Source organism: Rhodococcus sp. NPDC019050 (assembly GCF_055664235.1).
Window position 1 is genome coordinate 16307 of record NZ_JBVOON010000003.1, and the last position, 19900, is coordinate 36206.

Here is a 19900-nt window from a genome sequence, read left to right on the forward strand (position 1 = left end):
CATGGCGAGATTCACCGACCGTACGGCGATCGTCACCGGAGCAGCACAGGGCATCGGGGAGGTCTACGCCCGCGCCCTCGCGTCCGAAGGTGCGAACGTGGTGGTCGCCGATCTCAACACCGAACTCGGTGAGCAGGTCGCCAAACAGATCGTCGCCGACGGCGGCAGCGCGACCTTCCTCCCCGTCGACGTATCCGATCCGGTGTCCGCGGAGGCACTGGCCGCGGCGACCGTCGAGAAGTACGGTCGCATCGACCACGTCGTGAACAATGCCGCGATCTACGGCGGCATGAAGCTCGACCTGTTGCTCACCGTCCCGTGGGACTACTACAAGAAATTCATGAGCGTCAATCTCGACGGCGCCCTCAACGTCACCCGGGCGGTATGGCCGCACATGTCGGCCGACGGCGGGTCGATCGTCAACCAATCATCCACGGCCGCATGGGTGTACTCCGGTTTCTACGGACTCGCGAAGGTGGGGATCAACGGCCTGACCCAGCAGCTGGCCGCGGAACTCGGCGGGTCGAACATCCGGATCAACGCGATCGCACCCGGCCCCACCGATACCGAGGCCACCCGCAACACCACGCCACCGAAGATGGTCGCGGACATGATCAAGCGCCTGCCCCTCAAACGAATGGGTACCCCTGAGGACCTGGTCGGCATGTGCCTGTTCCTGCTGTCGGACGAGGCGAGCTGGGTGACCGGGCAGATCTTCAATGTGGACGGCGGACAGGTGTTCCGATCGTGAGCGACAACGAAAGCTTCCGGCTCGGCTACATCGGGCTCGGCAACATGGGTGCGCCGATGGCGCAACGGCTCCTGGGCCGGGCCGGTGGGCTCACGGTGCTCGACACCCGTCCCGAGGCAGTCGCCCCGTTCGTCGACGCGGGCGCCACTGCCGCGGCGGATGCGGCAGAACTCGGTGCCGACTGCGACCTGATCTGCGTGACCGTCCTCGACGACGCGCAGGTACGCGATGTCGTCGCAGGCTCGGGCGGTCTTCTGTCCAGCGCACGACCCGGAACCGTGATCGCTGTGCACTCGACGATCTCCGACACCACCGCCACCGAACTCGCGGCACTGTGCACCGAGCACGGGGTCGACCTCGTCGACGCACCGGTCAGCGGCGGCGCTCCGGGCGCCCGCAACGGCACCCTGGCCGTCATGGTCGGTGCGACGGACGAGGCGTTCGCCAAGGTCTCCGAACCGTTCGGGCACTTCGCCGAGTTGGTGATCCATGCCGGTCCGGTGGGCGCCGGCACGCGAATGAAGCTGGCGCGCAATCTTCTCCACTTCATCTCGTTCACCGCCGCGACCGAGGCGCAACGGCTCGCGGAGGCCGCCGGAATCGACATCACCGAACTCGGCAAGGTCGTCCGGCACACCGACGCCATCACCGGCGGTGCCGGGGCGATCATGTGGCGCGACAACACATCCCAGCTCGAACGGGCGGATTCGTGGTTTCCCATCTTCTCCCACGTGCGGGATCTCGGCGAAAAAGATCTGTCGCTCGCGCTCGACCTGGGTGAGCGACTCGGTGTCGAACTACCGCTCGCAACACGCGCCCTGACCGGCCTCGGCGTCGGACTCGGAGTCGGCACCGGCAGCACCGCCCATTCCCACGCCAGCGAGGAGCACGCATGACCGACGAGACCCGCCGCCGCGGCCTGGACATGATGACCGAGGTCTACGGCTGGGAGATGCAGGACGGGCCGGGCGACCACTTCGCGGTGACCGCAGACCACCTGTTCGCCGATATCTGGTCCCGTCCCGGACTGAGTATCCGGGACCGCAGACTCCTGTTGCTGGGTGCCCTCACGGCGCAGGGACTCACCGATGTTGCCGAGATCCAGATCGGTGCGGCCCTGCACAACGACGAACTGGACGAGGAGCAGTTGAGGGAGATCTCCCTGTTCCTGTGCCATTACGTGGGGTGGCCGCTGGGTACCAAACTCGATTCGGTGATCGGGAGCGTGCTGCACAAGCGGCGTGCATCCGAGCGCTCGTGAGCGAACCCGGCCGGACCGGTTCGGCACCCGAGTTCCCCGAACTCGGGTTCTACGGCCTGGCCGGGCACTCCCCTGCCCCGCGGGATCTCCTCGACGAGGTCCGGCGTGCCGAACAACTCGGACTCGGCGCGGTCTTCCTGTCCGAGCGGTTCGACACGAAAGACGCGGGCGCACTCGCCGGTGCGGCCGCGGCGGTGAGCGACACGATCGGAATCGGCACCGCCGCAACGAATCCGCACATCCGCCATCCCCTCGTCACGGCGACGATGGCGACCACCCTGCACCGGTTGAGCGGTGGCCGGTACGCGTTCGGTCTCGGCCGCGGCTTCGATGCCCTCTTCGACCTGATGGGTCTGCCGCGCGTCACCTCGGCGAGGCTCGAGGACTCGGCGGGGATCCTGCGTGCCCTGTGGAGCGGTGACGCCGTCGCGGGACACGACGGCCCGGCCGGGTCTTTTCCCTACCTGCGCCGCATCTCCGAGGGTTCCGACCGCATCCCGATCCTCGCGGTGGCCCTCGGCGACAGGACGCTCGAACTCGCCGGGCGAATCGCCGACGGGGTCGTCCTGCACACCTTCTTCGCGGACGCCACCGTCGCCCGCGCGGTGAAGATCGTCCGCGACGCGGCCGCCGCGGCCGGCAGAGACCCCGCCTCCGTGCGGATCTGGTCGGTCCTCGCCACGGTCGAGGACTCGATCCCCGAAGACCGTCGGATGCGCATGCTGATCGGACGTCTCGCCACGTACCTCCAGGGCTACGGCGACGTGCTGGTCGGCGCCAACGGCTGGGATCCCGCCGTGCTCCGCCGGTTTCGCGACGACCCCGTCGTTCGGGAGCACCGGGGAGCGTTCGACGCATCCGGCGACCCCGACGTTCTGCACCACCTCCGCACCCTGTTGCCCGACGAGTGGGTCGCCGCGTCGGCCACCGGATCCGCGCAGGCCTGCGCGACACGCATCGCCGATCAGTTCGACGCCGGCGCCGACAGCGTGATCCTGCACGGTGCAACGCCCTCGGAACTCGCCCCCGTCGTGGGAGCATGGCGCGAGGTACGCACACCCCACAGCGTCTCGCGGCTGCCCGCGAATCCCGGATGGAGCGCCCGATGACCTCGTCTCTCCCCGAACCGGCGCTGATGCTCGATGTCGGAGACCTGACGCCGGCGCGGCTGGGAGCAGTCCTCGGGAGCACGGTGCGTTCGGTGCGAACGGAGCCGATCGGCACCGGTCAGATCGGCCGTTGCCTGCGTCTGGAACTGACCGGCGACGAGATACCGGCCTCGGTCGTCGCAAAGCTCCCGGCGGCCGACGCCGGGACACGGGCCCTGCTCGCCGGCGCGTACCGCGGAGAAGTCCGGTTCTACACCGACATCGCGGACACCGTGTCGGTGTGTGTACCGGTCTGCTATCACGCCGCTCTCGGCGAGGACGGCTGTTTCACGCTGCTCCTCGAGGACCTCGCGCCCGCGCAGCAGGGCGACCAGGTCGCCGGGTGCACCCCGGCGCAGGCACATGATGCGGTACGCAACCTCGCGGGGCTGCACGGGCCGCGATGGTGCGATCCCACCCTCCTCGACCTGTCCTGGGTCGGCCGCACCGACCGGGAGGAAGCCCGGGTGCTCGCCGATTTGTACGGCCCGGCCGTCGAGACGTTCCTGGACGGGCTCGGCGACCTCGTCGCGGAGGACGATCGCGCCACGCTGCGGGCGTGCGTCGAGGTCACGGAGCGGTGGATCTGTGCGCGAGGCGAGCGGTTCGCGCTGGTGCACGGCGACTACCGGCTCGACAATCTTCTGTTTCCCCCGGCGCCGGACACCGGGGTCACCGCGGTGGACTGGCAGACACTCACCATCGGGCTTCCCGCTCGCGACCTCGCGTACTTCGTGAGCACCTCGCTGTCACCCGCGCTGCGGCGCGAGCACGAGTGCGACCTCGTCGCGACATACCACCGTGCGCTGCTCGGTCACGGCGTCGAGAGGTACAGCCTGACCGACTGCTGGGAGGACTACCGATTCGCGATGTTGCAGGGTCCCCTGGTTGCCGTCTTCGGCTGCGCGTACGGCACGCGCACCGAGCGCGGTGACCGGATGTTCGCCACGATGGTCGCCAGAGCATGCGCCGCGATCCGCGACCTCGACAGTCTCACCCTGGTGGCCCGCACCTCCGGGTGAGGGGGCGTCTCGGTAAGGTGGCGCACCTGACACCGCAGTTCGCGATCGAACGGAGACCCCGGATGACCCGCACCACCCTTCCCCGCGAGGTAGTCGAACTGGCCGAGGCCACTCAGGGTTTCATGCCCGAGGACGAAGGCACCGCGCTGCACGACGCCGCCATCGAGTACCTCGGCAACGGCGTCGGCGTCGAGATCGGCACCTACTGCGGCCGGTCGACGGTCTACCTCGGCGCTGCTGCCCGGGCAACCGGTGGCACCATCGTGACGATCGACCATCACCGCGGCTCCGAGGAACATCAGCCGGGCTGGGAATACCACGATCCTGGCCTCGTCGACTCCCACACCGGACGGATCGACACCGCCGGACGATTGCGGCACACGCTCGCCGACGCCGACCTCGAAGCGCAGGTCGTGACGGTGATCGGCAATTCCCCTCAGGTCGCGGCATTCTGGCGTACGCCGGTGTCCTTCGTCTTCATCGACGGCGGCCACAGCAGCGAAGCCGCGCAGTCGGACTACGCGGGATGGTCTCCGTGGGTGGAGGTCGGAGGCGCGCTGATCATCCACGACGTCTTTCCCGATCCGAAGGACGGCGGCCGGCCGCCGTACGAAATCTACTGTCGCGCACTGGAAAGCGGTGAGTTCACCGAGAAGTCGGTGACGGGCACGCTCCGCGTGCTCGAGCGCACCGGAGGAACCGTCGGGACCCTGCCCGGTCACTAGAAGGCCACTGTCGCAGGGGGCAGGGCGTCAGACCAGGACGGGGCAATCCTCGGTGCAGGGATCGGCACCCGCCAGGCGGGCGGGTGCCGCCGCGTCCCGGAACACACCGTTTCCACCGGTCGTGCGCGAGAGAGCATCTGCCGCCAGGATCACCGCGGCACTGGTCCACGAACTGACCTCGACGGGCCACCGTTTGCCGTCGGTGTAGACAAGTCCGGTCCAGTACGAACCGTCCGGGTCGCGGAGATGCTGCATGTCGGCGAACAGTGCACGGGCACGCGCGCTCTCCCCCAGGCAATCCAGGGCGAGGACGAGTTCGCATGTCTCGGCGCCGGTCACCCAGGGGCGGTGATCTACGCAGCGGATGCCCAGACCGTCGACGACGAAATCCGCCCAGCGGTCCCGAATCCGTTCGTGCGCTTCCGGTCCGCGGACGGCACCGCCGAGGATCGGGTAGTACCAATCCATCGAGAACTCCGGTTTGGGCGTGAACACCTCGAGATGCCGTCGCAGCGTGTGCCCCAACCGGAACAACGCCACTTCCCATTCCGGCTGCGGATCGCCGACGAGTTCGCCGAGACGCATTCCGCAGTACAGGCTCTGGTGGATACTCGAGCATCCCGTGAGCAGCGCCTCGTCGCACAAGCCGCCCGCGCCGCGGGCCCACGAGATCGAACCATCCGGCAACTGCATGTCGAGAACGAGGTCGAGCGCGGGCCGAACCGTCTGCCACATCTCTTCGGCGAAGTTCCGGTCGCCGGTGACCAGATAGTGGTGCCACACTCCCACCGCGACATACGCGGTGAAATTGCTGTCGGTGTCGGCACTTTCCACGACGTCACGACCGAACCGGACCGGCCACGAGCCGTCCTTACGCTGGGTTCGGCGCAACCAGTGGAAGGCGGCATCCGATTCGTCGCGTAAACCTGTCACGGTCAATGCCATCGCCGATTCGACGTGATCCCACGGATCGGTGTGGCCTCCCGGAAACCAGGGGATCGCACCCGACGGCTCCTGCATCCGGGCTATGGCACGTCCGGTTGCGACGCACTGTTCCTCGGAGAACACTCCCTCGACGGAGGGAATGACAGGCACACGGGATCTACTGTGCCGCACCGGAAACACCGGGCTTTTCGAGGTAGAACACGACACTCTTGCCCATCACCGGGTCGAGAAGCCGCTCCGCGGTCCGGGTGATCCACGGACCCTTCATCAGATCCCACACGAGCATTCGGTGGTACGCCTTGGTCAGCGGGTTGTCGTTGTTGTCGACACCCACCGCACACTTGAGCCACCAGTACGGAGCATGCAGGGCATGGGCATGCCCGGTTCCGGACACCTTCAGCCCCGCCGACGTGAGCTTCTCCGCGAGTTCGTCGGCCTTGTAGATGCGCACGTGGCCGCCCTCGACCTCGTGATACGCGTCGGACAGCGCCCAGCACACCTTCTCGGGGAACCAGCGCGGCACGGTGACCGCGGCGACACCGCCCGGCTTGAGCACCCGGACGAGTTCGGCGATGGCGCGCTCGTCCTCGGGAACGTGCTCGAGGACCTCGGAGATCAAAACGATGTCGAACGACGCATCCTCGTACGGCAGCGCCAGCGCGTCACCGACCTCTGCGCGGGCCAGTGTGCCCTCGGGAACCTGCCCCTCGAGTTCCATGGCGACGAACATGTCGGCGACCGCCTTCATGTCCTCCGCACTGCGATCGAACGCCACCACATCCACGCCGCGCCGATACAACTCGAAGGAGTGCCGGCCGGCACCCGCTCCGATGTCGATGGCGCGCTGCCCGGGTGTGATTCCCAGCCGGTCGAAGTCGACGGTGAGCATCAGTTCGTCCTTCCCTCATGTGCGGCGATGGCCTGTTCGTAGACGCGCGCGGTCTGCGCAGCCACCGCGGCCCAGCTGTACTTGTCGAGCACCCTCGCGCGTGCCTTCGCCCCGAGCCGTTCACGTGCGCCGGGATCGTCGAACAGATCGGCCATGGCTCCTGCGAGCTGCGCGGCATCACCCGGCGCGACGAGAACACCCGCGTCGCCGACCACCTCGGGGATCGCTCCGGCGCGACTGGCCACGAGCGGCGTGCCACACGACATCGCTTCCACCGCCGGCAACGAAAAGCCTTCGTAGAGCGACGGAACCGCGGCGACCTCGGCGGATGCCAGGAGTGCCGCGAGCTCGGAATCCTCGATGCCGGAGACGGTACGCACGACGTCGCCGATCGCGAGTGCGTCGATGAGCCGTTCGGTTGCACCGCCGGGCGCGAGCTTGGACACGAGGACGAGTTCGACCTCCCGCTCCGTACGCAGTTTGGCCACCGCCTCGAGCAGGGTCGGAACACCTTTGAGCGGAGCGTCTGCACTGGCGACGCACACGATCCGTCCCGCGACGCGGGGCGCCGACGGAGGAGCGAAGAGTTCGGTATCCACGCCGAGCGGGATCGTGTGGATGCGTTCCGGCTGGATTCCGAACGCAGCGCGGATATCGTCGGCCGAGTTCGCGGACACGGTCAGCAGGGTGCCGATCCGCCTGGCGACACGCTCCTGCATGCGGAGAAAGCCGTACCAACGACGCAGGGTGAACTTGCGGCGCCACGTGCCGGCGGACGCGAGGTCGAGTTCACGGTCACGAGTGATCGGATGGTGAATCGTGGCGACCAGCGGAAAGCGCTCGGCGATCTTCAGCAGTCCGGAGCCGAGCGACTGGTTGTCGTGCACGACGTCGAAATCGCCGAGTCGTTCGCGCAGCAACCGGGCCGCGCGCAAGCCGAACGTCCGCGGTTCCGGGAATCCTGCCGTCCACATCGTGGCGACCTCGAGAACGTCGATCAGATCGCGGTATTCGCCGGGCCGGGGTGTCCGGAAAGGATCCTCGTCCCGGTAGAGGTCGAGACTGGGCACCTTGGTCAGGGTCACCCCCGGATCGAGTTCCGGGTACGGCTGCCCGGAGAAGACCTCGACCGTGTGGCCCTGCGCGACGAGTTCGCGGCTGAGATGCCGCACGTAGACCCCTTGGCCCCCACAGTGCGGCTTGCTCCGATACGACAACAGAGCTATTCGCACATTCCACCTCGGGTTCATTCGGACGGGCGTGGACCGGACGGGCACCTGGCCGTCGGGTCGCGTAGAGCACCCTAGAACAAGTTCCGCCGTGTCACGATAGCGGCACGAACCGGAGACGGCCGACCGGCGGGATGCGAATGGGACCTGCCGACGACAACACGACAACACGACGAAGGCCCGGTATCCGTAGATACCGGGCCTTCGCCTGATGCGACCCTGACGGGACTCGAACCCGCGACCTCCGCCGTGACAGGGCGGCGCGCTAACCAACTGCGCCACAGGGCCATGCAGAACCCCGAGGGGTTCCCATAGCAGGACCCACCGCACGCGGTGGGTCCGTCATATGTAATTGAGCGGTTGTTTGCCGGACAACCTCTGTGGCCAGGGCCGGGATCGAACCGGCGACCTTCCGCTTTTCAGGCGGACGCTCGTACCAACTGAGCTACCTGGCCGGACGGCACCCGAACCCGAATGCCGATCGTATGCGTTTTGCGACCCTGACGGGACTCGAACCCGCGACCTCCGCCGTGACAGGGCGGCGCGCTAACCAACTGCGCCACAGGGCCATACATATTCACTTCTTCACCAAGATACTGCACGCTCCGACAGGATCGAAGCGTACCCCCTACGGGATTCGAACCCGCGCTACCGCCTTGAAAGGGCGGCGTCCTAGGCCGCTAGACGAAGGGGGCCCGATCGGATCTCTCCGAACCGCGCCCTCAACGGGAATTGGCGTTTCCGTTGGGAGCTTGGACAGCTTATGCCACGGCATTCGAGAATCACAAATCGCCAGGTCACCCACACTATTGGGCACTCGGGCGGACGCTGGGCCAGCCCCGCTCACGCCACCGCTCGAGCCACTCCTCCGACGCTGTCGCCTCCAGTGGAACCTCCAGGCAACTCTCGAACCGGGAGCGCACATCGACCTCGGGCGCAGTCAGGTCGGCGAAGTAGCGCTGGCCGGCGAGCGAGGAGCCGACGGCGCGGACGAATCGCCTCAGATCCACCCCCGGCTTGAACAGGCCGAGGTCTCGGGCCTGCTCGGCCAATTGGTATCCGGCCCGCCCCCACACGGCGCTTCCGCGCAGCCGCGCCTCGTCGACGAATTCCGGATCGATGACGAGACGGAACTCCGCCCCGATGATCACGTCGTTGTGGAGCGCTTCCCCCAGATCACAGATCAAGCCGTGGAGACGCTCGAACGGATCGAGCTCGTCGAAGTCCACCCACCGATCGACGATGACCCTGTAATGGTCGATCCCCTCTTCGAGGACCGCCCGCGCAAGGTCTTCCTTGGACTTGAAATGGAAGTACATCGCACCCTTGGTGGCGCCGGAATGCTCGAGGATCAGATTGATCGACGCCGCCGCGAATCCCCTCTTGGCGAATTCGGCCGCTGCCGACTCGACGATCGCCGCCCGTGTGCGCCGCGCACGCTCCTGCTGAAGTGGCATGGGGATTACAAGCCTTCCGAGTACCTGTGCCCCCCTCCGACAACTTTAGACTGCTCCGGCACGTCGGGGCGCGGAGTCCGCATCCTGTTCTCGCGGCGTCGGCAGCGCGGAGGTTTCCGTCGGTATCCGAAGAACACACCGAGTGGTATTCTTTGTCCGGCTCGGGTGCGAAGCAGGGGGTGAGCACCCGAGCCGTTTAGTGTGCCGGGCCGACCAGCCACGCCGGGAGGTCGCCGCACCCGTGGCCAGGCGGTCCGTTACCATCGAGTCGCTCGATGTGGTTACCTCCATGTGGTTACATTGTGCGCCCAGCCCCTATAGCTCAGTTGGTAGAGCTACGGACTTTTAATCCGCAGGTCGTAGGTTCGAGCCCTACTGGGGGCACCATGCACGACCCGGCGTCGGGGAAACCGGACGCCGGGTCGTGTTGTTTTTCAGCGGAAACACCGCGCCGGTAACGAGTTCTGCGACAAAGGGGATCAACGGGTCATGAGATTTCGCGTGCTTGCTCTCGCGCCCGCACTGGTCCTGCTCGCCGCCTGCGGAGGTGGCACCGGCGACGCCGCCGGCGCAGGATCCCAGGTCGACTGGGACTTCATCCGCTCCCAACACGCGACCACTCTCGCGACAACCTCGTGCCTGAGCGATGCGAACACCTCCGCGGTGGACTGCAACCTGGCACGACACGACGGTCTCGCCGCACTGCGCACGGACGCCGAACGGCTCCCCGAGAGCACGTCCAAACACGACATACTCGACAGCATCGATCGCTGGGAAGAGAAGTACGCCGCCTACACCGGTGACGATTGTGCGGGACCGTCCGGAACGCGGGGGGTCACGTGCGCGCTCGACGAGAGTCTCCTCAACATGACGATGGTGAACATCGAATCCATCGCGAGGAATCCGGCGAGCTGATTCGGCACCGGGCGATCATCTGTCGGTTCGGTGAGAGCCCGGGGGCACGTCCTCCGGACCGGTACCCAACTCTTCCGCGGCGCGACGTCGCTCGTGCTCGCGTTGTTCCTCGAGTCGCTGACGCTCGAGGTTCTCGCGCACGGTAGCGAGGTCGCGGCCCCGCTTCCGGTAGCGGGACACCGCGACGAAGAAGAGCACACAGATCAGGGCCCCGACTATCGCGCCGACAAGTGACGCCCCACGGAATCCGGGAGCGTCCACGTCGAGGATCCGCTCACCCGCATGCGCGGCGTTGCCGTTGCCCAGCACGATGCTCAAGGTCATGAGATTGGGAATCGCGATCACAAGTGCCAGCACGGCGAGCAGCACCTGCAGGCTCCGGTGGTATTTCCATCTGCGGACCTGCCAGATCCAGCCGAAGAGGATCAGTGGGATCGCAGTGCACAGAAGACCGAAGGCCAGGCCCCACATGATGCCCCGGGCGAATCCGCCGTCGGCGAGACCCGCGACTCGCAGCGCCCACCATCGCGGGACGAATGCGGCAAGGATGAAATACACGATGACGAGCACCGCCAGCGTCGCCACGACGACCAGCGTCTTCTTCGCCCACGGGGGCAAGCCCTTCCGTGTCTCCCCCGACCGAATACTTGCGTCCGACATCCTGCGGCCCTCCCTGGGTCCTCGATAGACGCGCATCAGCCTACGGATCAGCCGACGTGCCGGCCGTGAATTCGCTCCCCTGCGTTTCCATCCGGTGACACAGCACTTCTTTGTATACGGTGAGTCCGCAAAACGGATTGTCTCGGTTCGTTTCGTTTCGGGGGAGGAACATGCGCAGCTTCGTGGACCTGGGCCTGTTTCTGGCCGCAGTCGCACTGGGCATCGGGGCGGTGCTGCCCGTCGTCGGGGGTGTGCGGCCGACGGAGATACCGATGTCGGGATTGCGAGACGGATTCGCGAGCGGCGACCTGTCGAGCATCGCGTCGGCCGGGCTGCCGCTGTACCAATCGCTTGCGGTGCCGCTGGCGGTGTCGGCCGTGCTGCTGTTGCTCGCGGCGCTGTTCGATTCGGTTGTCACCGGGTGGGTCGGCACGATTCTCGGAATAGTCACGGCGGTGGCGTTCTGGGTCCAGATCCTCGCTGCCCACGGTGAATACGTGCAGGAGAACCGCAGGACGGCACTGACCAATCAGAACGGGACGGTGTTGCTGCTGAGCGGCATCCTGGTGGCACTGCTGTGTTGCCTTGTCGCGGTGCGCCGGTCGCCCGGCGACCGTGCCGGTTTCGACTGACCGGCCGAGGCACGAATCGCCCGAGTCGTTAACCTCGGCCGCACGGGCGGCCGCGACGGGACGCCCATGACCAGGCAGGTATTCATGGCAAGTCTCGACGAACTCCTTTCGCAGGTACCGATCGACCGCGTGGCCGAGCGCCTCGGAGTCGACAAGCAAACCGCGGAAACCGCGGTGCGCGCGGCTCTCCCGACCCTCGTCGGGGGACTCGGCGCCAACGCCCGGAACCCGGAGGGAGCGGCCTCGCTGATGTCGGCTCTCGACGAGCACTCACGCTCCGGTCTTCTCGACGGCGGCGTGAAGGTGGAGGACGTCGACACGGCGGACGGCAGCAAGATCGTCTCCAATGTGTTCGGAGAGAACAAGGACCAGGTGATCAGCACCCTCGGCGCGGTCGACGGCTCCGGTGGGAACACCCTGATCGCCCAACTGCTGCCGATCCTCGCTCCGATCGTGCTGTCGTACCTGGCGAAACAGATCCAGGGTGGCGGCGCCGGCCCCACTACGAGCGCCGGACCCACCACCGGAGGCGACCCCCGCCCGGGCGGCGGACTCGGCGACCTTCTCGGTGGACTGCTCGAGGGGGCGGCCGGTCGCTCCGGCAACGGCGGGGGCGGTATCGGCGACATCCTCGGCAGCGTCCTGGGCGGCAGTTCCGGCGGCGGCCTCGGCGGGCTTCTCGGGGGACTCCTGGGCGGCGGCAAGCGCTGAGCGGTTTCCGGACGCGTCCGCCGTGTCGGGGCCCACGTCCGGCTGTGTGTCCGGTTCGGGTTGTACGGTGACCGGCGAACGATTGTGATCGGGAACACCGATCAGCCCTGACCACGCCGGGGCGTTGTCCGGCGCAACAGGCAGATACGACATTTACCTACGGGTCCGTAGGCTGACAGAGTTCATGCGACACCACACGGAGGGTACGAAGGTATGACGCGAGTCCTGACACAGTTGGAGTTGCTGCGAGAGCTGGAGCCGGTGGCCGAAGCGAACGTCAACCGGCATCTCTCCATGGCGAAGGACTGGCATCCCCACGACTACGTCCCGTGGGACGAAGGACGCAACTTCGCCGCGATGGGCGGAGTCGACTGGGAGCCCGAGCAGTCACAGCTCGGCGAGGTCGCCAAGGCGGCGATGATCACCAACCTCCTCACCGAGGACAACCTGCCCTCCTACCATCGTGAGATCGCGGAGGCCTTCACCCGCGACGGCGCGTGGGGCACCTGGGTGGGCCGCTGGACCGCCGAGGAGAACCGCCACGGCATCGTCATGCGCGACTACCTCGTCGTCACCCGCGGTGTCGATCCGGTGGCACTCGAGAACGCGCGCATGGAGCACATGACCAACGGCTTCGGCTCGCCGAGCGAGACGGGCATGCTCCACTCGGTCGCGTACGTGACGTTCCAGGAGCTCGCGACGCGCGTGTCGCACCGCAACACGGGCCTGGCCTGTGAGGACTCCGTGGCCGACAAGATGCTGCAGCGCATCGCCGCCGACGAGAACCTGCACATGATCTTCTACCGCAACATCTGCGACGCCGCACTCGACGTCGCGCCCGTGCAGGCACTGGAAGCGATCGTGCATGTTCTCCGCACCTTCGAGATGCCCGGATCGGGGATGCCCAACTTCCGCCGCAACGGAGTGCTCATGGCGAAGCACGGCATCTACGACCTGCGTCAGCACCTCGACGATGTGGTGATGCCGGTGCTGCGCAAATGGCGGATCTTCGAACGCGATTTCGGACCCGCGGGCGCCCAGCTCATCGACGAGCTGGGAACCTACCTGGCAGAACTCGAGCGTCAGGCGGTGAAGTTCGAAGAGATGCGCGACCGGTCGCTCGCACGCGACGCCGCCAAGCGGGAGCGCGCGGGCGCCCTGTCCTGAGTCCTCGCGCCGGTTCGTCCCAGCGGATTCGGGGCCGACGTCGGCAAACGGTTATCCTGTGCCCGGTACCCCTGTCGGTACCGGGCACAGCCGTCTTCCCCGAGCGATACCGCGGGAATCCGGAATCTTACTGAAACACAACGCTTTCCAGAGGTCCTTATGTCACCCCTTCGCATCGGCTCGCTCGAACTGAACAGCCCGGTGGTGCTGGCGCCGATGGCGGGAGTGACGAACGTCGCATTTCGCACACTTTGCCGCGAGCTCGAACTCGAACGTGCCGGAAGCACCTCGGGTCTGTACGTGTGCGAGATGGTCACCGCCCGCGCCCTCGTCGAGCGCCACCCGGTCACCATGCACATGACGACGTTCGGTCCCACCGAAACCCCCCGCTCGCTGCAGCTGTACACGGTCGATCCCGACACCACGTACGCGGCGGCGAAGATGATCGTCGACGAGAACATGGCCGACCACATCGACATGAACTTCGGCTGCCCGGTCCCCAAGGTCACCCGCAAGGGCGGCGGGTCCGCCCTGCCGTACAAGCGGCGCCTGTTCGGGCAGATCGTCGCCGCCGCGGTCCGGGCCACCGAGGGCACGAACATCCCGGTCACCGTCAAGTTCCGGATCGGCATCGACGACGAGCACCACACCCATCTGGATGCGGGCCGGATCGCCGCCGAAGAGGGAGCGGCCGCTGTGGCACTGCACGCCCGGACCGCCGCACAGCGTTACTCGGGCACCGCGGACTGGGACGAGATCGCCCGGCTCAAGGAGCACGTCACCACCGTGCCGGTGCTCGGTAACGGGGACATCTTCGACGCCGGGGACGCGGAAAAGATGATGACGCAGACGGGTTGCGACGGCGTGGTGGTCGGTCGCGGCTGCCTCGGCCGGCCGTGGCTGTTCGCGGAACTGAGCGCCGCGCTCAACGGCCGCGAGATTCCCACGCCCCCCACTCTCGGCGAAGTGACGCAGATCATGCGCCGCCACGCGGAACTTCTTGCCGACCATCACGGCGAAGACCGCGGCACGCGCGAACTCCGCAAGCACATCGCGTGGTACCTGCGCGGCTTCCCCGCCGGGTCGGAAGTCCGGAGCGGTCTCGCGCGGGTGTCCTCGCTCGCCGAACTCGACGATCTGCTCGGAAAACTCGACGCCGACGTGCCGTTTCCCGCCGACGCCGAGGGACCTCGCGGGCGTCAGGGTTCACCGAGCAGCGTCGCTCTGCCCGACGGCTGGCTCGACGATCCGGAGGACACCTGCGTCCCGGTCGGAGCCGACATCATGCACTCGGGCGGGTGAGAATCCACCCCCGTCCTGCCCTCGGCCCGTCCACATGACGGACCCCCACCGGCCGCGTGTACAGCCCCGGTAACAGACGGTCAGTATCATGGCGGGATCATTGCGCTCCGCCCGTTCGCGGGCGGGGCGCACGAATGCGGTGGACCCGCGGAGAGGCAAGGCAGCGGTGGACGAAGGGCACGATTCGGGCCTGCCCGACAATCGCGCTCCCTGGGAACGTCCTATAGCCGATCCGACCTTCCGGGAAGCCCCGTCTCCGCGGCGCAGCCGCGGCCGATCCCGACACTCGGACTCCCCTGCCGACGATGTGCGCTCGGGCCCCGCCCGCTCGGGCGACGCGTATTCCGGCGGTGCACACTCTGCGGAAGCCCGTTCCGACGGCGACCACGCCGCGGGACACCGCCCCGACTCCGGCCGTAACCGCCGGGCTGCGGACGACGGCGACCCCGACCGGCTCACCGTCGCCGACCTGGTGGACAAAGTGTCGCGCCGGGACGGTCCTCCCCCCGAACCGCCGGTGACGGCCTCGTCCTCGCTGCCGCCCGCACATCCCCGTGTCCCACCCGGACGTCCGGCGCCGCCGCCCCCTCCTCCCGGGCGGCCCCTGCCCCCCGTACCCGGTCCTGTGCCACCCGTACCCGGTCCTGTGCCCCCCGTAGTGGGCCCACCAGCGGTACCGCCTCCGGCACGACCCCCGCAACCACCACCGCAGCGACCGCCTGCGCCTCCCGTGCGTACCGTCGGCGCGCCTGCGGGCCCGCCGCCCGTGCCGCGCACGCCCCCGAGGCCTCCCGTGGCCGACAGTCCCACCGAGCTGATCGCGCCGGTGGGCGACGAACCCGACATCGAACCGCCGGCCGACGACGACGGTTACGACGAGCCCGCCGACACCCGGGGCGGCCGTGCGCAGGCCGCACCCCGCACCGTGGGAACCGACGGGCTGACCCGTCTCGAATCGAGCAAGAGACGCAAGAATCGCAAGCTGCGGATCGCTGCCAGAACAGCCGTCGCGTTCTTCTCGGTGCTCGCCCTCGCCGGCACCGGATCGGTCTGGGGCTACCTGAAGTCGACCGAAGCGGGTTTCTCACAGATCGCAGCGCTGGACACCGATTCCGACGACATCGTCGACGCGGCCGGGCAGACCGGTGACGAGACGTACCTCATCGTCGGCACGGATACCCGGGCGGGAGCGAGCGGCGCGGTCGGTGCCGGCACCACCGCAGATGCGGAAGGCGCCCGCGCCGACACCGTGATCCTGGTCAACATTCCGGCAGACCGCAGCCGCGTGGTCGCGGTGTCGTTCCCCCGCGACCTCGACGTCGAACGCCCGGTGTGCCGAGGCTGGGACAGCACGACCGGCGACTACAGCTCGGACACCTACCCTGCGGCGGAAGGCGACAAGCTCAACGCCACGTACGCGCTCGGTGGCCCCAAGTGCCTGGTGAAGGTGATCCAGAAGATGTCCGGCCTGAAGATCGGGCATTTCGTCGGCATCGACTTCGCCGGGTTCGAAGCAATGGTCGACAAGATCGGCGGTGTGGAGGTGTGCACCACGACGCCCCTCGAAGACGGCGAGCTGGGCACCATTCTGGACTCGCCCGGCAAGCACACTCTGAGCGGGCACAAGGCACTCGATTACGTCCGTGCCCGCTACGTGTTCACCGAGGGCAACGGCGACTACGGCCGGATCACCCGGCAGCAGAGGTTCCTGTCGTCGCTGCTGCGCTCCGCGTTGTCGAACAAGGTCCTGCTCGATCCGGGCAAGCTCAACGGCTTCATCGGCGCCTTCACCAACGCGACGTTCGTGGAGAACGTCAACACCGAATCGCTGGTCAAGCTCGGCCGCTCGCTGCAGAACGTCGACGCCGGAGCCGTCACATTCCTGACCGTGCCCACCGCGGGCACGAACGACTGGGGCAACGAGATCCCCCGGCTCGACGACATCGAATCGATCTTCACCGCCATCATCGACGACCTTCCTCTCCCCGGTGAGAAGCGGGAGGAACCCCAGGACGACGCCGCCCCCGCGACTCCGGAAGCGGTGCCCGCAACGCCCGGCCGGATCGCGGTCGATCCGGGCACCGTGAGCGTGCAGGTCTCCAACGCGTCCGGAGAGTCGGGCCTGGCGGCGCGGATCGCCGAATCCGTCGGAGCGCACGGCTTCCCCGTCTACTCGGTGGGCAACTACGCGGGCACGAGCACCAAGACCGTGATCCGCTTCGCCCCCGGTCAGGAAGCCGAGGCCATGACGGTCGCCACCGCGTTCCCTGATGCCGTGCTGCAGGAGGCTCCCGCGTCCGCGCAGTTGGGCTCTCTCGTCGAGATCGTGCTCGGCACCGGTTTCGACGGCACCGTCATCGCGCCCACCCCGGCGGGAACCCAGCTCGAGCCGGTGAAGATCGAAGCGCCGTCGAGCAAGGATTCGATCGAGCTTCCCCCCGACCTTTCCATCACGAATGCCGGTGACGACCTCTGCAGCTGAGGGCTCTTCGCCTCCGCCAGTTCACCCGTGGTTCACCCGACGCTCGTGACCTGTACGTTTCCGCACCGTAGGCTGTGCCGTTATGCGCGTCGTCTACAACGTACAAATGAGCGAACTCGGTGACCTCCTCGGAGAGATGGCCGGGCTCGCCGGACTTGCAATGGAGCGGTCCACCGAAGCCCTACTCACCGCCGATCTCGGCCTCGCCGAGCAGGTGATCGAGGAGCACGACAAGATCACCGACCTCGCCGTGGTGTGCGAGGAGAAGGCGTTCCAGCTCCTCGCCCTCCAGGGGCCGGTCGCGGGTGATCTCCGCGCGGTGGTCAGCGGCATCCAGATCGTCGCCGACATCGATCGCATGGGCGCGCTCGCCCTGCACATCGCGAAGGCGACCCGTCGGCGTCACCCGAACCACGTGCTTCCCGACGAGGTCAAGGGTTACTTCGCCGAGATGGGCCGCATCGCCGTCGCCCTCGGCGGAGCCACCCGCGAGATCCTCGAAACCCGTGACCCGGAGCGCGCGTTGCGTCTCCATCACGAAGACGAGGCGATGGACGATCTGCACCGTCACCTCTTCAAGGTCCTCATGGACCCGGAGTGGAAGCACGGCGTCGCCGCGGCCGTCGACGTCACCCTGCTCGGCCGCTTCTACGAGCGCTTCGCCGACCATGCGGTGGAGGTGGGCCGGCGGGTGATCTTCCTGGTCACCGGAAAGCTCCCCACCGAAGAAGAAATCCGCGAACTCGGCAACAAGGTCGACAAGCTGACGGTGTACCCGACCGACTCCTGATCATCATCCGATCGACGAAAGCCCCGGCCGGGAAATCCGGCCGGGGCTTTCGTCGATCACATGCTGGTTCGGCTCAGCCGAAACGTCCCGAGATGTAGTCCTCGGTGGCTTTCTGCGTCGGGTTCGAGAAGATCTTCTCGGTGTCGTCGATCTCGACGAGCCCACCCGGCCGGCCGGTCGCCTCGAGGTTGAAGAATGCGGTCTGGTCGCTCACCCGCGCAGCCTGCTGCATGTTGTGGGTGACAATGACGATCGTGAAGTCCTGCTTGAGTTCGGCGATCAGGTCCTCGATCGCGAGGGTCGAGATCGGGTCGAGCGCGGAGCAGGGCTCGTCCATCAGCAGCACGTCGGGCTGGACCGCGATCGCACGCGCAATGCACAGTCGCTGCTGCTGGCCGCCGGACAGACCGCCACCGGGCTTGTCGAGACGGTCCTTGACCTCGTTCCACAGGTTCGCGCCGCGCAGCGACTTCTCCGCGACCTCGTCGAGGAACTTCTTGTCGCGCGTGCCTTGCAACTTCAGACCCGCAACCACGTTGTCCCGGATGGACATGGTGGGGAACGGATTCGGGCGCTGGAAGACCATGCCGATGGTCTTGCGCACACCCACCGGATCGACGTCGGCGCCGTAGATGTCCTCGCCGTCGAGGAGGACCGATCCCTCGACGCGGGCGCCGGGCGTGACCTCGTGCATCCGGTTGAGCGAGCGCAGCACGGTGGACTTGCCGCAGCCCGACGGACCGATGAACGCGGTGACGCTCCGCGGCGGTACGGAAAGCGTCACGTCGGCTACGGCGTGGAACTTGCCGTAGTAGATGTTGACGTCCTTGAGATCCAGACGCTTGGCCATTACAGGCTCCCTACTGGTGTATCGATGTCGTGAGAGAAGTTCATGGGTCGCTACTTCCTGGAGCCGACCTGCGAGTAGTGGCTGATCACCTTGGCCGCGACGTTCAGCACCGCGATCACGAGAATCAGTGTGAGGGCGGCGCCCCAGATCCGCTGCGAACCGGCCGCGGTCGGGTTGTTCATCTCGGCGACCATGACGCCGGGCAGCGAACCCTGTTCACCGCCGAACAGATCGAAATTGATGAACGGCGCGTAGCCGACGAGGATGAGCAGCGGAGCGGTTTCGCCCATGACGCGGGCGAGCGCGAGCATGATGCCCGTGATGATTCCGGCCATCGAGGTGGGAAGAACGATCCTGACGATGGTCTTCCACTTGGGCACACCCAGCGCATAGGAGGCTTCGCGGAGGTCCTGCGGCACGATCCGGAGCATCTCCTCCGTGCTGCGCACCACGACCGGCACCATCAGCAGCACGAGCGCGAGCGACACCGCGAAGCCCGACTTGGGCATTCCGAAGGTGGACACCCACAGGGCGTAGATGAACAGCGCCGCGACGATCGACGGCACACCGCTGAGGATGTCGACCATGAAGGTCGTGATCTTCCCGAGCTTGGACCGGCCGGCGTACTCCACCAGATAAATCGCGACGAACACGCCGAGCGGAATCGAGATGATCGCGCAGACGAGTCCCTGCAACAGGGTGCCCACCAGCGCGTGATAGATGCCGCCGCCTGTCGACGAGGCGGTCAGGCCACTCAGCGAATGGGTGAACCACGTGGCGGACATCAGAGCCGGCAGGCCCTTGGTGATCACCGTGGCCAGAACCCAGACGAGCGGCACCAACGCGACGAGTACCGACAGGGTCACCAGCACGGTGGCGCCGACGTCGGTGATGCGCCGGCGGGTGCTCACCTTCTGGAAGGTGGGCGTCTTGACGGGCGAGTCGAGGGTTGTCGTCGACATCG

Annotated in this window: 20 protein-coding genes and 5 tRNA genes; 14 read left to right on the forward strand and 11 right to left on the reverse strand. The window is 67.2% G+C overall.

What is annotated here, in order from left to right; translation table 11 throughout:
• The first annotated feature begins 1 nt into the window (after position 1).
• The 6 genes from AC0B44_RS04665 to AC0B44_RS04690 all read left to right on the forward strand — a co-directional run bounded on the left by AC0B44_RS04665 (position 2) and on the right by AC0B44_RS04690 (position 4907).
• Complete coding sequence (locus tag AC0B44_RS04665) at positions 2-751, forward strand: SDR family oxidoreductase (RefSeq protein ID WP_471901769.1); 750 nt, start codon at positions 2-4, stop codon at positions 749-751.
• Positions 748-1647, forward strand: coding sequence for an NAD(P)-dependent oxidoreductase (locus AC0B44_RS04670; RefSeq protein WP_471901770.1), 900 nt, complete (start codon positions 748-750; stop codon positions 1645-1647). Before AC0B44_RS04665 ends, AC0B44_RS04670 begins: the two co-directional genes overlap by 4 nt.
• Complete coding sequence (locus tag AC0B44_RS04675) at positions 1644-2012, forward strand: carboxymuconolactone decarboxylase family protein (protein ID WP_471901771.1); 369 nt, start codon at positions 1644-1646, stop codon at positions 2010-2012. Before AC0B44_RS04670 ends, AC0B44_RS04675 begins: the two co-directional genes overlap by 4 nt.
• Positions 2009-3121 carry a TIGR03857 family LLM class F420-dependent oxidoreductase gene (locus AC0B44_RS04680; RefSeq protein ID WP_471901772.1) on the forward strand — a complete coding sequence of 371 codons (1113 nt, stop codon included), beginning with the start codon at positions 2009-2011 and terminating at the stop codon, positions 3119-3121. The genes AC0B44_RS04675 and AC0B44_RS04680 overlap by 4 nt, the downstream gene beginning before the upstream one ends.
• On the forward strand, positions 3118-4182 hold the full coding sequence (locus tag AC0B44_RS04685; protein ID WP_471901773.1) for a phosphotransferase: 1065 nt from the start codon (positions 3118-3120) through the stop codon (positions 4180-4182). Before AC0B44_RS04680 ends, AC0B44_RS04685 begins: the two co-directional genes overlap by 4 nt.
• A gap of 62 nt (positions 4183-4244) precedes the next feature.
• A complete protein-coding gene (locus AC0B44_RS04690; protein WP_471901774.1) occupies positions 4245-4907 on the forward strand; it encodes a class I SAM-dependent methyltransferase in 663 nt (220 codons plus the stop codon).
• Positions 4908-4934: 27 nt separating this feature from the next.
• Here AC0B44_RS04690 and AC0B44_RS04695 read toward each other — a convergent pair whose 3' ends face one another.
• The 8 genes from AC0B44_RS04695 to AC0B44_RS04730 form a co-directional block, all read right to left on the reverse strand.
• Entirely contained in the window at positions 4935-5993 is a 1059-nt protein-coding gene (locus tag AC0B44_RS04695) for a prenyltransferase (protein ID WP_471902057.1), read from the reverse strand.
• A 16-nt stretch (positions 5994-6009) separates the two neighbouring features.
• Positions 6010-6741 (reverse strand): class I SAM-dependent methyltransferase, encoded by a 732-nt coding sequence (locus AC0B44_RS04700; protein ID WP_471901775.1) that lies wholly within the window; start codon positions 6739-6741, stop codon positions 6010-6012.
• Positions 6741-7991, reverse strand: coding sequence for a glycosyltransferase family 4 protein (locus AC0B44_RS04705; RefSeq protein WP_471901776.1), 1251 nt, complete (start codon positions 7989-7991; stop codon positions 6741-6743). The genes AC0B44_RS04700 and AC0B44_RS04705 overlap by 1 nt, the downstream gene beginning before the upstream one ends.
• Positions 7992-8184: 193 nt before the next feature.
• Positions 8185-8258 (reverse strand) — tRNA-Asp (locus AC0B44_RS04710).
• A gap of 93 nt (positions 8259-8351) precedes the next feature.
• A tRNA-Phe gene (locus tag AC0B44_RS04715) sits at positions 8352-8425 on the reverse strand.
• Positions 8426-8465: 40 nt separating this feature from the next.
• A tRNA-Asp gene (locus tag AC0B44_RS04720) sits at positions 8466-8539 on the reverse strand.
• A 53-nt stretch (positions 8540-8592) separates the two neighbouring features.
• A tRNA-Glu gene (locus AC0B44_RS04725) sits at positions 8593-8665 on the reverse strand.
• A gap of 111 nt (positions 8666-8776) precedes the next feature.
• A complete protein-coding gene (locus tag AC0B44_RS04730) occupies positions 8777-9427 on the reverse strand; it encodes a TetR family transcriptional regulator (RefSeq protein ID WP_471901777.1) in 651 nt (216 codons plus the stop codon).
• Between the two features lie 311 nt (positions 9428-9738).
• Here AC0B44_RS04730 and AC0B44_RS04735 point away from each other — a divergent pair.
• Positions 9739-9814, forward strand: a tRNA-Lys gene (locus tag AC0B44_RS04735).
• A gap of 102 nt (positions 9815-9916) precedes the next feature.
• Positions 9917-10342, forward strand: a complete 426-nt coding sequence (locus AC0B44_RS04740; RefSeq protein WP_471901778.1) for a hypothetical protein — start codon at positions 9917-9919, stop codon at positions 10340-10342.
• Positions 10343-10357: 15 nt separating this feature from the next.
• Here the strand turns inward: AC0B44_RS04740 and AC0B44_RS04745 are convergent, their stop codons facing one another.
• Positions 10358-11002 carry a hypothetical protein gene (locus AC0B44_RS04745; RefSeq protein WP_471901779.1) on the reverse strand — a complete coding sequence of 215 codons (645 nt, stop codon included), beginning with the start codon at positions 11000-11002 and terminating at the stop codon, positions 10358-10360.
• Between the two features lie 170 nt (positions 11003-11172).
• On the opposite strand from AC0B44_RS04745, the gene AC0B44_RS04750 reads away from it, so the two are divergent.
• From AC0B44_RS04750 to phoU, 6 genes are all read left to right on the forward strand, one after another.
• Positions 11173-11634: a hypothetical protein gene (locus AC0B44_RS04750; protein WP_471901780.1), complete on the forward strand. Its 462-nt coding sequence runs from the start codon at positions 11173-11175 to the stop codon at positions 11632-11634.
• Positions 11635-11718: 84 nt separating this feature from the next.
• Positions 11719-12345, forward strand: a complete 627-nt coding sequence (locus AC0B44_RS04755) for a DUF937 domain-containing protein (RefSeq protein WP_471902058.1) — start codon at positions 11719-11721, stop codon at positions 12343-12345.
• Positions 12346-12558: 213 nt separating this feature from the next.
• The gene (locus AC0B44_RS04760) at positions 12559-13512 is read left to right on the forward strand and encodes an acyl-ACP desaturase (protein WP_471901781.1); all 954 of its coding nucleotides are present in this window, start codon (positions 12559-12561) and stop codon (positions 13510-13512) included.
• A 159-nt stretch (positions 13513-13671) separates the two neighbouring features.
• Positions 13672-14814: a tRNA dihydrouridine synthase DusB gene (dusB, locus tag AC0B44_RS04765; RefSeq protein ID WP_471901782.1), complete on the forward strand. Its 1143-nt coding sequence runs from the start codon at positions 13672-13674 to the stop codon at positions 14812-14814.
• Between the two features lie 658 nt (positions 14815-15472).
• A complete protein-coding gene (locus tag AC0B44_RS04770; protein WP_471902059.1) occupies positions 15473-17296 on the forward strand; it encodes an LCP family protein in 1824 nt (607 codons plus the stop codon).
• An 82-nt stretch (positions 17297-17378) separates the two neighbouring features.
• Complete coding sequence (gene phoU, locus AC0B44_RS04775) at positions 17379-18086, forward strand: phosphate signaling complex protein PhoU (RefSeq protein ID WP_471901783.1); 708 nt, start codon at positions 17379-17381, stop codon at positions 18084-18086.
• 73 nt (positions 18087-18159) lie between these two features.
• On the opposite strand, the gene pstB is transcribed toward phoU, so the two are convergent.
• Positions 18160-18936 (reverse strand): phosphate ABC transporter ATP-binding protein PstB, encoded by a 777-nt coding sequence (gene pstB / locus AC0B44_RS04780; protein ID WP_471901784.1) that lies wholly within the window; start codon positions 18934-18936, stop codon positions 18160-18162.
• Between the two features lie 50 nt (positions 18937-18986).
• Entirely contained in the window at positions 18987-19898 is a 912-nt protein-coding gene (gene pstA, locus AC0B44_RS04785) for a phosphate ABC transporter permease PstA (protein ID WP_471901785.1), read from the reverse strand.
• Positions 19899-19900 lie beyond the last annotated feature (2 nt).

Excerpts from the sequence above, each read along its gene's own strand:
- AC0B44_RS04665 (WP_471901769.1), top strand. The coding sequence starts at position 2 with ATGGCGAGATTCACCGACCGTACGGCGATCGTCACCGGAGCAGCACAG.
- AC0B44_RS04675 (WP_471901771.1), top strand. The coding sequence starts at position 1,644 with ATGACCGACGAGACCCGCCGCCGCGGCCTGGACATGATGACCGAGGTC.
- AC0B44_RS04685 (WP_471901773.1), top strand. The coding sequence starts at position 3,118 with ATGACCTCGTCTCTCCCCGAACCGGCGCTGATGCTCGATGTCGGAGAC.
- AC0B44_RS04690 (WP_471901774.1), top strand. The coding sequence starts at position 4,245 with ATGACCCGCACCACCCTTCCCCGCGAGGTAGTCGAACTGGCCGAGGCC.
- AC0B44_RS04700 (WP_471901775.1), bottom strand. The coding sequence starts at position 6,741 with ATGCTCACCGTCGACTTCGACCGGCTGGGAATCACACCCGGGCAGCGC.
- AC0B44_RS04705 (WP_471901776.1), bottom strand. The coding sequence starts at position 7,991 with ATGAACCCGAGGTGGAATGTGCGAATAGCTCTGTTGTCGTATCGGAGC.
- AC0B44_RS04730 (WP_471901777.1), bottom strand. The coding sequence starts at position 9,427 with ATGCCACTTCAGCAGGAGCGTGCGCGGCGCACACGGGCGGCGATCGTC.
- AC0B44_RS04740 (WP_471901778.1), top strand. The coding sequence starts at position 9,917 with ATGAGATTTCGCGTGCTTGCTCTCGCGCCCGCACTGGTCCTGCTCGCC.
- AC0B44_RS04745 (WP_471901779.1), bottom strand. The coding sequence starts at position 11,002 with ATGTCGGACGCAAGTATTCGGTCGGGGGAGACACGGAAGGGCTTGCCC.
- AC0B44_RS04750 (WP_471901780.1), top strand. The coding sequence starts at position 11,173 with ATGCGCAGCTTCGTGGACCTGGGCCTGTTTCTGGCCGCAGTCGCACTG.
- AC0B44_RS04755 (WP_471902058.1), top strand. The coding sequence starts at position 11,719 with ATGGCAAGTCTCGACGAACTCCTTTCGCAGGTACCGATCGACCGCGTG.
- AC0B44_RS04760 (WP_471901781.1), top strand. The coding sequence starts at position 12,559 with ATGACGCGAGTCCTGACACAGTTGGAGTTGCTGCGAGAGCTGGAGCCG.
- dusB (WP_471901782.1), top strand. The coding sequence starts at position 13,672 with ATGTCACCCCTTCGCATCGGCTCGCTCGAACTGAACAGCCCGGTGGTG.
- phoU (WP_471901783.1), top strand. The coding sequence starts at position 17,379 with ATGCGCGTCGTCTACAACGTACAAATGAGCGAACTCGGTGACCTCCTC.
- pstB (WP_471901784.1), bottom strand. The coding sequence starts at position 18,936 with ATGGCCAAGCGTCTGGATCTCAAGGACGTCAACATCTACTACGGCAAG.
- pstA (WP_471901785.1), bottom strand. The coding sequence starts at position 19,898 with ATGTCGACGACAACCCTCGACTCGCCCGTCAAGACGCCCACCTTCCAG.